Here is a 15887-nt window from a genome sequence, read left to right as displayed (position 1 = left end):
TATGACCCTATACCTACCATTTAAAATTACAACTACATCCCCTACTATCTAATATTTGATTAATTTCCTTATAAATCCTTCCCATGTACCTTGGCTTAACCCCCGCTGTTTCAGCCAAATTCCATAATGTCATCTCTTTTCCTTGCCTTTCTAATTCTTCAATAGCCCATTTTATTTTTCTTATTTGGAATTCTTCCAGACTTTCTACTTCTGAGTCTATATATGCCTTTACCAATGGAAGTTTCTCTTTCTTCTTAGAAAGCCATCCACTAATCCCTAATTTACTTCCTATGGTTGTCCAAGTTATACGTTCAGGTTTGCCTTCTTTCATCTCTTTTACAACTTCTTTTACTTGTGGTAGCAATTCAGCATCCCTTTTAGCCCAATCAACACTATTAACATTTGTTTTTATCCTGCGATAGTTTTGTTCTAACCATTCGCTATCATATTTTTTCAGCCATGTATATAATCCATCATTTTTTCTTCTTATCTGGTTACTACTTATATCGGCATACTGAGCGTGAAGTTGAAGCCATTTCTTCCTGAATTTTTCTCTTTTTATTTTAAATTCATCAGTATCAGTATACTTTTTGTGAAGGTATTTTCCACCGCCGTTAAATTTCCAAAATGGTTCAATCCCAAGTCTATTGATACTTTTTCTAATTGTCTTGGTGGATGATTTTAATACTTCTGCAATTTCTCGAATCGATAATCCTGACTGGGCAAGTTCTATCAGTCTCTGGTCCCACAGTTCCTGATAAGTATCAATATTATTCTCATCTTCATCATTAAAACCAAGTTTTATATTAAACAAATCAGCGACAGGAATATCAAGAAACCTCGCTAATAATAGATATCTTACTGTATAAGTTGTTCTATTATTTTTTCGTATCATATCTGATAGCCAACCTCCGCTATTCTTTGATACAGGAGATTGAACAAGTTGTAAATATTCATGACCGTAAAAGTCTACAAAGTCTTGCTTTAACTTCTTTTGATGTATATAGTTGTTCATCCTTGCATAGCCTTTCTCAACCAACTTAACCCGAAACTGACTTTGAAACCATTCAGGCTCCATAAATCCAAATTGATTGTTTAAAAGTATTTCTGCATCCTCTGCCATCCAAAGCATCTTCTCCATCAAATCATTTGAATAACTTATTTCTTTTTTTACTATACAGTTCTCATGAGATACGCCAATATACCTTTGTCTATTTCCTGCTCTAATAAGTTCTGTACTATTATACAGGGGTATTTTATGTTTAGAACATACAAACACCCCTGTAATTTGATGACTTCTGTGCCAGTATGGCTCTCCAAATCTTTCTATGTCTTCTTTAAAACATTCAGGACAAAATCTAAAGTATTTATTTAGATTGATGGAATTTGATATTAACCCTATTCTCATGTAGGAAACGGCACCCTCGCCGTTTCTCATAGTTTGGATTATTTTATCAGCCCGTTCCTGCGGAATGAATGCAGCAAGGAAAGGAAATAGGGTATGGTTGTATATAAAATACTCTGCTGTATATTTTGTACTGACAGGCATATTTTTAATTAATGCATCAAGTTGTGTAGGCAGTTCCATTACTGCTATACAATTTCTCGTTTCAAACAAATCCTCAAAATTATGTATCTCTCTTATATTTCCGCTTCTTATGCAGTAGCGTGCCAGCGTACTGTATAAAAGTTCATCTGGATATGGTATAGGAAAGAAATTCACCATACCACCTCCCTGGAAAAAATATCATCTTCAAAACTTATAATATACCCTGATTCCTTTAAAGCCTCATAAGCACTTTTATTATCTTTTTTCCCCTGTCCAATAATACTGCGAATATCAGAAAAATTGGTTACAGTCCTGTTACCTTCTCTTCCTTTTACCTTGCTTACTCCCTTTTTCTTCATCTCTTCTTTAATCCTATCATCTTTAAGCAGCGCCATCGCATCTTCTACCATGCCCTCTGCACTTACATCCTGATTTTTAGAAAGCATAGTATCAATTATTTTCTCAGCCTTCTTAGCATCTACGCCTAAATCAACAAGTTTTAATACGCCTTCCTTTTTTTGTTCCATGAGGTTTTCCTGCTTCATTTTGTTCTGTCTTTTCTTTATTTCCGTTGCCCGCAAATCCAGGTTAATAGTTTCTTTCGTCCAGGTTAAAAAGTCATTGAAATCAACACCTGCCATGCAGATATCCTCGTACTTAGCAATTTCTCTGATATTCCCTGTTTTTAATGCAGTCAGCATTGGCTGTACTAATTTTAAGTTCTCCTTCGCCGCCTTTCTAATAATATATGGGGTTATCTCTTCCTTTCCTGATGAAATGGCGTAGGCTTGAGCAATAGCATAGACTTTTTTTAATAAATCAGGTATTCCCTGCGTTTCTTCATATAAAATACCGCTTATTTCAGGAGTAAGGGGAGTTTCTTTTTTTGTCCACTGGTAGTGCCATATAGAACTTACTAATAAATCCCACACCTCATCTTTTTGAATCCTGTCGCATACCATATCGCCTCCAAGACCTGAACCCCTGCGTGCCTGTCTGAAATCCCCCTGAAGTACCTTAACTGCCTTTGGGGTTCCCACTAAAATAACTGGCACCCCTACATTATTTACAAGGTTTACAAAGAAATTCAGCATTTTTTCGCTTCCTCCCGATTTAGCCATGCTTAAATGCTGGATTTCATCTATAATTAATATGCCTAAAGAACAGTTTCTGACTACCTGATTCATCACTGTCATCATGGCATCTGCTGTTGTCCTTGTTCTCATCATCTTTTGATAATAGTTGGTTCCCAACAGCCTGTCTATTTCCAAAAAAAATTCATACAGCAATCCCTTGATAGACCCATCATGAGGACACTCTAATTTTACCCATACTACCTGATATGCTGAAAAAGGAATGCCCCTATACTCCGAATGAACAATAACTTGTGGGTACATATTTAGTATACGCTTTAATGAGGATGTCTTCCCTAATCCCGATATACCTATTAGAGTAAATCCAAAGGATGATGGATAAAATCCGTCATCATCCTTTAAATTTACAGGATTCGTTCCATAGTAGTCTCTGCAAAAGCCCTGAGCCAGTTTGCTTTCAAATGGATTTCGAAAAACATATCCCTGACGCAGTGCACGTGATATCTTTCTTTCCAGTTCTATATTCATGGGTAAGGGCTGAAAGACTTGAAAGAGCCTGTCTACCATATAAATTCGGTAGTGGCTGTCCAACTTCCTTTCATTTTGGTGGTATTGAGGATAAAAAGCCAATTTTTCTACCACTTTATGAGGAGAAAGAATATTTGGAAGTGCTTCTATGAAAGGATTATCCTGATAATCTGGTATTACCTGTTCCTTATATTGTGCTTCTTCTGCCATGCTACCATTAGGAATTATTATCTTCTTCACCCTTCAGCACCTCCTTCTGCCTTTTAAAAAGCAACTGCAGAGTATTAATCCCTTCTTCAAAATCTTCTTCATTAAATACGCTGCTGTCATAATCTCCTTCGTTATTTCCTAGTTTAAATGCTTCTTCCGCCCTTCTTGCTATTTTTTCAATCTTCCTGTTTCCCCTTATGTTTTTTACCCTCTGCCTGTCGCTCTCTGCAGCACTTGTCTCCCTTTTATAATCTTCATCCGCCTGTTTTACGATATCTTCTATTTCTGCAATCAGTTTTGTTTTTGCTTGTGCCACAGAATCTTTATTCTTTTCTTTCTGCATTCTTTCTACCGCTAACAAATATTCTATTTCCTCAATTGCTTTATCTTTATATCTACTATTAGCATCTATTAAAAAGCATTTTTCGTATTCATTAAGGTTCTCATCATACACATAAATATAGTTCATATCTCTAGGGTCGTAACTTATCTTTATCTTCCGTCTTCCTTTAGCCCGTACATCAGCAAATACTCCATTTTTAAGCATGGTCTTTGTTGCGTAATACATATCCTTATACCTTATCCCCTTAGGAGTTATAGTGGCTGTATCAGATGGCATCAATGCTAATTTTGCAACATCTTCTGAAACTGTTCTAAGTGTACCACCCCTATTCGCAATACCCCAATTCCAAAGTTTGATTGGTATACATGGAACATTATCCTCAACCATATCTTGGTCTCTCTTGTAATAATCTAAATGATAGTAATTATTGTGGTATAAGATGCATTTTATTATTATCTGTGTAAATTGAAATAAATCCAGTTTTGCTTTTACCCTATAGTCTTTATCTCCTCGTTCTCTTCCATCTAAATCCACTACGCCTGGAAGGAATGGTTTAACTCTTTCATTGGTAAGACCAAAAAATCTTTCAACAGCGGACTTTAATTCCGCCCTGTATGGTGGAGTGTTTTGGACTTTTACATTTAGAGTATTTATAAGGTTTTCAATGTTTCCTCCCTCTAGTTCTCCACGGTCAGCGGTTATACTTTCTGGTAGATGGTGAACTGGCCAATCTTTTTCTTCTATTTCTATACCATATTGCTTACAAAACTTAACCTTATCTGTTGTTGCATTAAGCAATGCCATCATGGCACCAATGTAAGAGCCAGTTTCTAAACCAATATATATTCCACATATCATTCTACTGAATTTATCAATGACGACATAAATAGCAGGCCTACCTATAATCCAATTTCGATTGAATCTTGATACTAAATAAACATCTCCCACCTGACAGTCAATTTCAAACTCCCCTGGTTGTAGTACCCCGTTTAATGAAGTACCTACAATAGGACGATACTGTTTTTGGTATTTTTTATTACTGTATCTACTAGTTATTTCTTTTTTTATATTACGTTCTTTTTCAAACCAATAGCGAAACTGTCCAAAAGAAGGGATTTCTGATTGTGGTTTTATAATTGGTACCTTTACTCCATTTTCTTCTTTAAAGCCATCCGAAAAATACTCTTTTCTCATTAACTCATATGTAAGGGTTAAGGAATTCTTTGCTGTAGTATAATAATATTTATTGACGGCGATGCGAAATATTCTTTTAATATCCTCCGTTACATTAATTCCTTCACCCTTAATACTCTGATTGGCTCTAGGTCTTCCTCTTTTCATATTCCTAGCCTTTCTCTCTTTGCCCTTTGCACCACAGTTTCTGTAATCTGGTAATAAAGCATTGCAATTTTTCCCCCTTTTCCAATATCTTTTTAAATATTCCAAAACCCATGATTCACTTATCCCATAGGTTTCAGATGCACTTTTAATCAACTTTCTTCTAAAAGCAAATTGATAAATATCAGGCTCTTTACCTATCATATCTTTGATTATTCTCCAAGCCTTATTCCTAATTTCCTTATGTTTTTCGGGTATCTCTTCTTCCTTTAATACAATAATGTATTTATCATCTTCTTTTATTTCCGCCTTACCCTCAATCAATGCATCTTCTATATCCTTCATCTTGCGAAGATAAGGAACTTTATTTTTATTTACATCAATTACATAGGCTATTTCACCATCCAGCCACAACAGCCTCTCTATACTAGAATTTTCATTCTCGTCTTTCCATTCTATTAAAGAATTAACCGTATACCTTAACACTGCTATTTCCCCCTTTGCCACTTATTTCAGGTATGCAAATTGATTTCCCTATTTGATTAAGATTTATTGACTTATCCATATCCAAAATAATTCTTCTATCAGCAATTAAGCGTTTAAATAAGAACAGTCCCGTTCCCACATCTAATGAATAGTCTTTTTCAAATCCTAATATGATGTTCTTTATGTTCTGCTTATTATCAGCGAATCTATATAAAAGTCCATCTAGCAAATCATCAAACTCCTCCCTGGAAAGTCCGTTGCAGCCATCGGAAGTCATTGCAGAATGAATCCATTCAATGTTTTTTGCCCTAACATCGTTGATGTCCTTATTTGTTACAATACCCCAATCAATTCCTTGTACCTCCCAGTACCGCCTTTCAATTTCCAATTTTTCAATAGTACTCTGTTTTTCTAATTCAGATGCATATTTTATGCTTCTTGCAGCGAAATTCTTTTTACCATCAGGATTTAACAGGGTAATTAGAAATGTTGTAGTTAATATGTAGGGTTCTTTTGTTTTCTTATCCATAAATTTGTCTAGTTTTAAATCCGATGTATTTTTTAACACTACTTCTAAATCTATAAGGGGATAATGCTCCCGAATATCAATAACCCTTTCTTCCCAATCTAATAAATAAAAATATTTTAATTGCGTATCTGAAAAAAAATGATGAATTCTATTGGTTGTCCATCCAAAAACTCTCGTTACCCTACCCATCGATGGAAAGTCCTGAATCGCCAACCAGGGTTTATAGTTTTCTCCTTCTCCCTGTCCTCTTCCCTCTTTTATCCATCTATCTAATTTCTTTGCATCCCAGTTATTACTTCTTTTAGCCATCTTGTTCCCTCCATTTAATTTAGAAATTGCAAACAAAAAAATGCCACTGACTCAAGGCATCGTTAAGATGTCTGTGTCAATGGCATTTTAATCCATTTATGCTGTGTATTTTAATTTTATCATAAAACAACTTTATTTTAAATGTTAAATTTAATTTGAAATAGGATATAGTGGTCAGGTAAAATTTTATCTAATAGTTGCATATGGAGGTATTAAAGTATTATGAGAGGAAGTATTTTTAGAACTATAAAATTGCTTATACTTGGAAACATATTCTTAATACCTTTTTCAATCGCCGTTCAAAGTATTGTCATACGATTTATTATCGGCCTATTAATAGGTTTTTCATTCATTATACTACTATCCTTTACCAGCAAAATACAAAGGATGTATGAAAAGGGTAAATTGAAGTAATAAAAAAGGCATTGGTAGAATTTAGCACCTATCAATGCCTTTTTTCATTGATTCACTGATTCACTGGAGTATACTGCCTTTAATTTTGTAGTTTTTTATGTAATCCCAATATGCTTTTACTTCATCGCTGTCTATCATTCCGAAGATGTTTTCAATATACTCGTAAAACTTCTTATAAACCTTTATGATTTGAGGCTTCATCTTTGCTTGTAGATGCAGCAATGAATTATTACAGTACACGCAATCCCGCAGAATTAAAAACTCTGCTATATTTAGTTCAAATAGAATCTGTTTTTTATTGTTTGGCTCTGACATTAAAATAAGCAGTTTTGTCATTATCATTTCTGCATTATTCATGTCATCTTGTATAGCAAAGTTATCTATAGTCCCCTGTTCATAATTTAACACTTCCAGGTGCCTGTTTATCTGCTGTATTAAAACCAGCAGCAGCATTTTGGGAATTACAATTTTTATGGTTTCTTCTCTAAATTTCATATAAATTTCTTCTGCTCTCAACAGCATGTTATAAGCCCTCCCTATTATTATAAAATTCCTGTTTCCAGAACTTCAAATAATATAAAGAGGACTATAAACTCTTTTCAAGTTTCTTAAATAGTGCAATGGAGTATAATATTTCATATAAATTAAAGTAAATTAGTTGATGCACCTTTTGCATAATAGACTTCATCAATCCTTAAGTTTAATATTGCTTTATCGAATAACAATTGATTTCTTTCTTTAAATCAGGAATACTCCTATAGTAACATTCAATAAATGTACCGTTAGTATCATCTTCATCATTTTCTATATAAAGATTTGCTCTATAAAATATATTAAGCCGCTCATCAAAGCCTTTATCAACTTGCACTCCATTAAGCATAAAAGTTCCCAATACAGTGAAATTCCCAAAAATCGTTACGCCTTTCATAAATAATCACTCCATTCAGTTTTGATTTAAAGGTATTATATAGATAAAACCTATCAAATCAAATTTTGGAGCGATTTTTTCTAAACTCATCCCTTTAAATCGTACTGATTATCCTAATTAAAAGGTTTTAGTAGCCTAGATTACTACTAAAACCTTTTTTCCTATAATATCTAATGATATATCAGTAACTAATCAATATTAAATATTTTTTTCATTTCTTCATCAGATACTTTTCCCTGAAAAAATACTTCTTCAATCATACTTAGAACCGTAAATGCCTGAAACTCTGTAAGTTTTTCCAACTTGCTAATAAGTTTTTCGCCACCACTATTATAAACATCATCGAAAGATTCATAGTAAACGGCTGCTTTAGCATCTGAAATTAGTTTTTCCTTGGCTGCCGAAAAATTATATAAATACGTGCTAGTAAATAGTGAAATTAGCATTAATGCTTCTTCCTTAGTGAAATAGTTTTTGAGTTCATCCTTTGTCAATTTGACCTGTGTTGGCAAATAACTTAATAGATATGAAGCAATAGTCATTTCTTCCTGAGTTAATGCTTCTTCTTTGTCAATTTTATTTTGGAAGTAACCACCACATTCATTGATAATTGAATTTGAATAAACTAACCTTGGAAAAGATTCATAAACTTTCTTAATCATATTTCATCTCTCCTTTTGTGCTATTTTTTATATAAAGCAATGGCCACTGCTTTTTAAAACTAACTACTTTTAGTATAACAGATGTTTTTTTAAGACTTTGTATTATGGGCTATTTTTTTGGAAATTGTAACAAAAATGTAATATTATAATGTCTTAAGGATAAACACCTGTTCTTAAATAATTTTGTTGATATTATACATACGAAATGAAAAAAATCAAATTATTATATATCTATTTTTTTGATTAATAGAGTAAAAACAATGTTTTGAAACTTCAATGGCAACCTAGAGGAAAGGTATATACTAATAAGGCTCATAATTTTATACAATTTGTTTTTATTCTTCATAATTTCTAAAAGTAGAAACAATAAGACCCCACCCCCATAGTTAGGTTCTTATTGTTTCTACTTTTTACAAAAAAATCTATGCAGAAATTTGATTTTCATAACACAGCAAATATAATGCTTAAAAAAACAAGCATGGAGTCGCTAATCAAAGCGGAAAATTCTCTATTGGCAGGTCGGAAAACTATATCTATATTACGGAAAATATTTTAATTCAGTCGGAAAACAAAATATTTAGTGACTCCTTCTGAAAAGGAGGAGTTTTAATGGGTTTAAACATTGATTTCAAAAACCGTGAAGCATTAACTATTAAAGATTTTGAATTTTTATCACTATTTAAGAAACCAAATGAAAAAGTATATTTTAGGCTTATTCAGGAAAAGAAGCACGTAGCAAAAAAAATCGACTGTATATTAACTTTAGATAATGATTTAGAATATCCACTTATTCAGAAGTTTTTTATAAAATATCAGATACAGGGCTACGGTGTTTATTTTGTTGTAAATAGCGGCGGACAGGAAAAGAATTCTATCAAAAGAATAAATGCACACTTTATTGATATGGACTTTGGGAAAGTTCCAAAAATCATTAACGGGGAACTCTTTAAAGACTCTGAAGGAAATTCCGTTTATGAGTATAGGACCAAGGAAGAAATAGAAGAATATAAAATTGCTTTTCTGAAGAAACTAGAGAGTTTTAAGTTAAATCCAAACGTTATTATAGAAACCAAAAACGGTTTTCATGTTTACTGGCTGCTTGACCCTGATAAGCCACAAAGTTTAGACGCTTTTACCCCACTCCAAGAAAAACTTATTGACTATTTTGCTGCTTTTGAAGAAAGAAAAGAGCATGCTGATAGCAGTGTTAAGGATATAAATAGAGTTCTTAGACTAATAGATTATAAGCATTTGAAGAATCCCAAGGACCCATTTACTATTAAGTGTATATATCTAAATACGGATAAAAAATACACTCAAGAAGATATTGCCACTGCCATAGGATGCAATATCATTGAGTTGGTCAGTAATACAAAAAGTACTGTAATAAAACCTGTTGCTGTGAGGGCTGAGACCAGCAATTTGCAAAAAAAAAGTCGTAGAGTTTATTCCTCTCCAGTCATACAGTATGAGGACTTGATTACGTTTTTAAAACAGCAGGATTTAATAAGTTACCTGGGCATTTATGCAAAACCTAATATAAACTTTAAATGCATATTCCACAATGATAATAACCCCAGTGCTGTCATAAAAAATTGCGGCGGATATTACAAGTATTTTTGTAATTCTCCCGCTTGTATTTGCCATAATGATAGGAAAGGCATGGATATTATTGATATTGTTAGAATCAAAGAAAATTGCGACACTTCAACTGCTATAAAGAAATTAATTGAATATTTTCACATTAAATTAGAAGATTCAACTTGGATAAATGAGCAGAGTAAAAAATTTGAAACCAACATGATGCTTTTGAGCCAACTTGGAGAAAGAAAAAATGAATTCCCAAATCTAAGCCGTATCATTAGGTTTGGCTATCCTATTCTGATGGATATTCTTAAAATTAGTAAAGAAAATATTATAAACCGCTTTTTTAGCACAAATGGAGAAAGCATATTTTTCTTTTCCAATCGGTACCTTGCAGGGAAAAGAAATAAAAGTGTTGTGAATATAAATAAATACATAAATTTATTCTGCACCTTAGGATTACTCAACAAAATCCCATATAAACAAGTTAATCAGAGATTGAGAGCAATAGCGGTTCAGATTTCTAAAGACAATGCCCAAAACGGGATTTCATTCTACACCGTTCCTGATTATAATGAGGCTTTTAAATCAGCAGATGAAAGGGCATCTATAATGCTTCAATATAAGTTCAGCATCAAAGGCATGAGTAAAAAATATTTGGAAAACTGTTTTGGAGAAGAGTTTGCTAATCAAATTTATCTTGTAAATGTAAAAGATAGTGAAAAAAGCAAGAATATAAGAGATGCCATAGAATCATTCATACTGCAACAAATCAAAACCTATGGTTACTTCACCAAAGATATGATTATGAACTATAAACTAAAAGTGGACAATCATTATATAAGGTGTGGAGTAAAGGAATATGAGTTCAGGAAGGTTTTACCTGACATTATTCAAAAATACGACCTGATATATGTGAAGGCTAATAATAATATTAATCAAAAATTAGGTATTGACACTAAGAAATATGTACTCATTCAAAGAAGCCTATTAGATGAATAATTGCCAAAAGGAGAAACAATAAGAACCTAACTATGGATGTGGGGTTTTATTGTTTCTCCTTTTGATAAATTTTTATACGTAAAAAAAGTATAACAATATTGAACTATAGATATATACTAATTCTTATAATATTTAAAAAGGAACTATAAAAACTCATATGGTATTTATTTCATTATAAACTTTTTTCATATTCTTTGACTCGTCTATAAAATGTATTCCTTTTCATCATACATAAATCCATCGCTTTAACTGCAGTTATCTCTCCTGCTTTCCATCGCTTGTATGCTTTTTCAAAATTATCACTGATATCTTGTTTGGGTCTGCCGAATTTGATACCCTTTGCTTTTGCTACCGCTATCCCCTGGCTTTGCCTTTTTCTTATATTATCCCTTTCCCGTTCTGCAACAAAACTTAGAACCTGAAGTACTAAATCACTTACGAAATTGCCTAATGTATCCTTATATTGAGTAGTATCTAGTAGTGGCATGTCCAAAACTTTAATATCTGCTTTAATTTCCTCTGTTATTTCTCTCCACTCTTTCAAAATTTCTTTATAATTTCTGCCAAAGCGGTCAATAGCCTCAACTATCAATAAATCACCCTGGTTTAACACTTTCTTTATCAATTGGTATTCTTTCCTGTCAAAATTTTTTCCGCTTTCCTTATCAATAAAAATAAATCGCTCATCTACTCCATGCTTTTTCATCTCTTCTATTTGGCGTGCTTCATTTTGGTCTTTAGAACTAACCCTTATATACCCATAAATTCTTCTATTTATATTTCTCACCGTCCTTTTTAAAAAGAAAATAAAAAACTATTTCAAAATGTCACTACACTTTTGAAATATATTTCAAAATATAAATTTAACTTTTTGAAATGCTATTTCAGGTCTTATTGAATAGTTTCAAAAAGTGTACTTTTTGAAACAATAAGATACTATTTCTTTTTATGCATAAACCAAATAGCACCAATACTGACAAAGGTAATACAAAAAATCATGGTAATTGTTAAATACATCATGCTCACTAATCCCCCTAACAAAACAGAGATAAGGTTTCCCTTATCCCTGCTGCTTTATCACCTTCCACTCTCTTATGATATCTTTAATAAAAATCGCCGAAACTATTACAAACGGTATGATTGCAAACCACCTGTATTCAAAAAATAATCTTTGATACAAGTAGAAAAGCAGGAAAAATGTTGCGTATCCAATCACCGTGGGTATTGCAATGTTATATATAATCAATTTCTTTTTCATAAATAATCAACTCCCTTCTTTAAGATGAGTATAGCGCGCAAGTTAAAATTTGTCAGGTCCAATTTTATAAAATGTTAAAAATCTGTAATAAAGCCTGCTTAAATTTTGTCGTCTTAAAACACTTTCAATTCCTTGATACTTAAGCCTTTACCCTTATCAACTAATATACATAATATTATAGGGGTTTAGGAAATAAGAGGTTTAAGGACAATAAGGATAAAGGAGGATTTATTCCTTTATTCTATTTCTACTAAACACCATTTTCTCTAGTTCGTCTATAGTATTGATACCTGAAACCTTCCTAAGCCACTCCATTAAAATATTCTCATTTTGTTGATTTGTAATAGCAAAGTATAGATTGTAAGGTAAAGAATCAAATTTATCCAGAAGGATTATTAGCAACGAATTGCGCATTCCTTCCTTAACGCCTACATCCTTAATCCTCATTCCCACCTCACTGTCCACCAGCCATTCCTCCAGAGCATTAAGCCCCTGTTTTGTAGCCCTTGTTACAATTTCTGAAATTACTGTTAAGTACGCCATCCGTTCTTCTTCATCCTTTATTTTCTTTATGAGGTACATAACCTTCGGCAGCGCTTCATTAAAAGGTAAGGAATTTTTCATAAATGGAAGAAATACCAGATTCAGTTTATCAGCCTCATTAATAGGAAAGCCCGAACTAATTTTTTGATTAATTTCCTTATGCACTCTTTCTCCATCAAGTCCTGATAAATCTACAATTTGAGTATTATAATACACAGAACCAAAACTCCTCTGAAAATTGCTATTTTGCTTGCTTCCAAAATTCAAGATAACAGTTCTAACCTGCATACCATATTTCAAAACTATGCTCATATCATAAACTGATATACTCTGGAAGTCAGGTTTTGATTTAATATTAATAATTTCAATATGAAGTAGCGAATCATCTTCAAGCAGAAACATTAGAAGTGGCTTTTTATAATTTTCTATCTGCTCCACTTCAACAACTTCTTTGACTGCTGGCAAATCTAAACCGAATTCTTCAAAGGATAAGCCCTTAAAGATTCTATTAAAATATCCTTCAATAAAACTCTTTTGTTTAAAATCTGCTCTCATAACTTTCACCTCTTGCCTTAAACTTTATCTTTCAAAAAATAAAAAGCACATTCTCCTTAATTACTGCCAGTATAAACCTGGCTGTATAAAGAGAATATGCTCTCCGTCAGTGTTATTAACGATATTTTAGCGCATATAAATAAAGAAAACAATCTATTCTATTTATTATTGTAGGCTACCAAATTTACCTTAGACCAATATCATTTCACCCTACAAAAACTTTTACCTCTTTTAATTTGACTTTCCATCTACCCACGGCTATAATGCTCCAAATTTCGTGAAGGAGTGGTCGAAATGATAAATTTGGAAGTTCTTAGAATAGAACTAAATTACCTGCAACAGGTTATTAAGAGCATTATAGGAGATAAGGTTTCAAGGGAAATAAGTAAAGCAATCACAGCATTAGTCACTTGTTTCCTTAATCCTAGTACCTATGATTCCTCGCTTTTTTCTTACATTCAAACGATTGAACAGTACATAAATCAGATTCAGAAAGAATTTGAACCTTATGAATATAAACTCCTCATGAACAATATCCCCACCATAAGGATTTTCATGGAAAAAGTAAAAACTGAAATACCTAAATGCTAACAATATAAGGCTTTGCAGGATATACATCCTTATCCCCAAAGCCTTGCCCCTCCATCCTAATTTTCCTTAACCTCAATCACCTTGTTCCCTTATAAACTGAAATAAGTCTAAATTATTCATTTCCCTAAAATCATCGGCTTTTATAATATTTGTTAGAATTATCGAGGTGTTATTTTTACTCATTTCACCGGCCAAAGTAAATCTAAAATCATTTTCATAGGTAATTATAAAATCCCGGTCTTTTTCTATTTTAATCGCTTCTAGTTGCTTTATAATGTCTTGTTTATTTATTTTATATTCGTAAATAAGTTCATCACATTCAATAAAAACCTTATTCATATTGCCATATCACCTTTTTTATATTTTACTTTTTATATTATATGAATTTGTTATCTCTAAATCAATTGGAATAACTTCTTGTAATCCCCTTAAAATTATACTTTTCCCTAATTTCCTTTATCCTTTAATATCTTTCATCAATAATATCAAATATTCCATTCTTACACCTGTAAACCTTGTCTGAAACCTTATTCGGGTCATTATCTATCATAATCAGTGATTCTATAATTTTTATATATTCATGGCATAATTTACCCACTATTAGCGTAGTAGCAGAAGGGATTGCAAAAAGATAATCCCGCCCTATCTTTTTGCATATCTGATTCTGTAGTGCAGTACTTAATAACAGGGTTGAGTTATAATCTGTTGTGTATTTCAAGGTATATATTGCTAGAGCCGTATCCAATTTAACTAGTGGATTTCTCATTTTATTTAAATTTTCCCATGCTGATTTTTTCACCATATCAAAATCCACATCATCGGTTTTTAATACAAATCTAAAAACTTCCCCTGCATCAGTCACATAAAGTGTATCTACATCGGCAAAGGCTGCCTCTCTATAAAAATCTAAATCCTTTTCTCCTTTTCCGAACTTTCTACTCTTTAGCAACGGATAAACATTGTTATAATCAATCTTAAATTTATATTGATTCAAAATATCATTAATAATTTTAATATATGATGCTAAAGTTTTCTTATAATCCTTAGTCTCTTGGTATTCCCCATAAATACTACTAATAGGCACAGACACACAGTTTGGCTTAGACTCCACAATAACATACTTTCCCTGAATCCTTGCTATAGGAAATGTTCTATTCAAGTCAAAAATTATTTTCCTTGAAAAATCAGCAATAGTAAGCATTGCCTACCTCCTTAACAACTCTATTAAACACAAAAAGCATATTCTCTTAACTTATTCCAGCATCTGCTGGCTGTGTAAGAGAATATGCTCTCAATTCTGTATAATTATATTTTACGTTATACTTTAGGTATGTGCAATGTTTTCGTCTTAAATTTAATACTGTGAATATGAACTACTCTGTAGGTTCAATTATTTCTAATCTAAAGTTCCATCCTTCACAGGACATCAATATCCTACCGAACTCTTCCAGACTATATTCTTGTCCATCTATGATAAATTTGGGCGTTCTGTCGCTATATCTATCATCCCATTCAATACGTCCTTCTACAATATTTTCTTTAATAGAGATAAGTTCTTGCCCTTGAAACATTTCTTTTCTAATAAACTTCTTTGATAGTCCTTTCCTTATCTTTTTATGAAGCCTTTCCAGAGCATCATTTGAATCTTTCTCAAAATCCTGATGTACTTCAAAAGAATATCCTATTTTATTTTCACCTATAAACTCTACCGCTTCCCAACAAATACCTGTTGGGTTAATCATTTTTCCTATTTGAAAGCGATGTTCTATTCCATCGCAATCTATAAAGATAACCTCTTTTTCAAAATCTTTATAATCTTCAATTCCAAGCATATTAGCCACAAACTCGTTATAGCAATCTCTACATAGAGATTGAGATGGCTCGTCTTCATTTATAGTTAAAACTACCATTCCAAAACCGCTTGGCACTCTTCCACACCATTGACATCTATTCATGCAAATTCT

Annotated in this window: 14 protein-coding genes; 2 read left to right on the top strand and 12 right to left on the bottom strand. The window is 32.4% G+C overall.

The window, feature by feature from the left end:
• Positions 1 to 13: 13 nt before the first annotated feature.
• The 7 genes from ACSVDI_RS05985 to ACSVDI_RS05955 form a co-directional block, all read right to left on the bottom strand.
• Entirely contained in the window at positions 14 to 1726 is a 1713-nt protein-coding gene (locus tag ACSVDI_RS05985; protein ID WP_457945399.1) for a TnsD family Tn7-like transposition protein, read from the bottom strand.
• The gene (locus ACSVDI_RS05980) at positions 1720 to 3411 is read right to left on the bottom strand and encodes an ATP-binding protein (protein ID WP_457945398.1); all 1692 of its coding nucleotides are present in this window, start codon (positions 3409 to 3411) and stop codon (positions 1720 to 1722) included. The genes ACSVDI_RS05985 and ACSVDI_RS05980 overlap by 7 nt, the downstream gene beginning before the upstream one ends.
• Positions 3389 to 5548, bottom strand: a complete 2160-nt coding sequence (locus ACSVDI_RS05975) for a Mu transposase C-terminal domain-containing protein (protein ID WP_457945397.1) — start codon at positions 5546 to 5548, stop codon at positions 3389 to 3391. Before ACSVDI_RS05975 ends, ACSVDI_RS05980 begins: the two co-directional genes overlap by 23 nt.
• Complete coding sequence (locus ACSVDI_RS05970; protein WP_457945396.1) at positions 5529 to 6386, bottom strand: TnsA endonuclease C-terminal domain-containing protein; 858 nt, start codon at positions 6384 to 6386, stop codon at positions 5529 to 5531. The genes ACSVDI_RS05975 and ACSVDI_RS05970 overlap by 20 nt, the downstream gene beginning before the upstream one ends.
• A 474-nt stretch (positions 6387 to 6860) precedes the next feature.
• Positions 6861 to 7322, bottom strand: coding sequence for a hypothetical protein (locus ACSVDI_RS05965; protein ID WP_457945395.1), 462 nt, complete (start codon positions 7320 to 7322; stop codon positions 6861 to 6863).
• A gap of 178 nt (positions 7323 to 7500) precedes the next feature.
• Positions 7501 to 7728 (bottom strand): hypothetical protein, encoded by a 228-nt coding sequence (locus ACSVDI_RS05960; RefSeq protein WP_457945394.1) that lies wholly within the window; start codon positions 7726 to 7728, stop codon positions 7501 to 7503.
• A 188-nt stretch (positions 7729 to 7916) separates the two neighbouring features.
• Entirely contained in the window at positions 7917 to 8390 is a 474-nt protein-coding gene (locus ACSVDI_RS05955) for a hypothetical protein (RefSeq protein WP_457945393.1), read from the bottom strand.
• A gap of 609 nt (positions 8391 to 8999) precedes the next feature.
• On the opposite strand from ACSVDI_RS05955, the gene ACSVDI_RS05950 reads away from it, so the two are divergent.
• Positions 9000 to 10976 carry a hypothetical protein gene (locus ACSVDI_RS05950; protein ID WP_457945392.1) on the top strand — a complete coding sequence of 659 codons (1977 nt, stop codon included), beginning with the start codon at positions 9000 to 9002 and terminating at the stop codon, positions 10974 to 10976.
• A gap of 172 nt (positions 10977 to 11148) precedes the next feature.
• On the opposite strand, the gene ACSVDI_RS05945 is transcribed toward ACSVDI_RS05950, so the two are convergent.
• Together ACSVDI_RS05945 and ACSVDI_RS05940 are read right to left on the bottom strand one after the other, a co-directional pair.
• Positions 11149 to 11754 carry a recombinase family protein gene (locus ACSVDI_RS05945; RefSeq protein WP_457945605.1) on the bottom strand — a complete coding sequence of 202 codons (606 nt, stop codon included), beginning with the start codon at positions 11752 to 11754 and terminating at the stop codon, positions 11149 to 11151.
• Between the two features lie 708 nt (positions 11755 to 12462).
• Complete coding sequence (locus ACSVDI_RS05940) at positions 12463 to 13332, bottom strand: hypothetical protein (RefSeq protein WP_457945391.1); 870 nt, start codon at positions 13330 to 13332, stop codon at positions 12463 to 12465.
• Between the two features lie 294 nt (positions 13333 to 13626).
• On the opposite strand from ACSVDI_RS05940, the gene ACSVDI_RS05935 reads away from it, so the two are divergent.
• Positions 13627 to 13923, top strand: coding sequence for a hypothetical protein (locus ACSVDI_RS05935; protein WP_457945390.1), 297 nt, complete (start codon positions 13627 to 13629; stop codon positions 13921 to 13923).
• A gap of 72 nt (positions 13924 to 13995) precedes the next feature.
• Here ACSVDI_RS05935 and ACSVDI_RS05930 read toward each other — a convergent pair whose 3' ends face one another.
• The 3 genes from ACSVDI_RS05930 to ACSVDI_RS05920 form a co-directional block, all read right to left on the bottom strand.
• Positions 13996 to 14262, bottom strand: a complete 267-nt coding sequence (locus ACSVDI_RS05930) for a hypothetical protein (protein ID WP_457945389.1) — start codon at positions 14260 to 14262, stop codon at positions 13996 to 13998.
• Between the two features lie 124 nt (positions 14263 to 14386).
• Complete coding sequence (locus ACSVDI_RS05925) at positions 14387 to 15124, bottom strand: DUF1444 family protein (protein WP_457945388.1); 738 nt, start codon at positions 15122 to 15124, stop codon at positions 14387 to 14389.
• 172 nt (positions 15125 to 15296) lie between these two features.
• The gene (locus ACSVDI_RS05920; protein ID WP_457945387.1) at positions 15297 to 15878 is read right to left on the bottom strand and encodes a DUF7686 domain-containing protein; all 582 of its coding nucleotides are present in this window, start codon (positions 15876 to 15878) and stop codon (positions 15297 to 15299) included.
• Positions 15879 to 15887: the final 9 nt, after the last annotated feature.

The sequence above is a fragment of the Caproiciproducens sp. LBM24188 genome (assembly GCF_054130445.1).
This window is presented reverse-complemented; position numbering and strand designations above follow the sequence as displayed.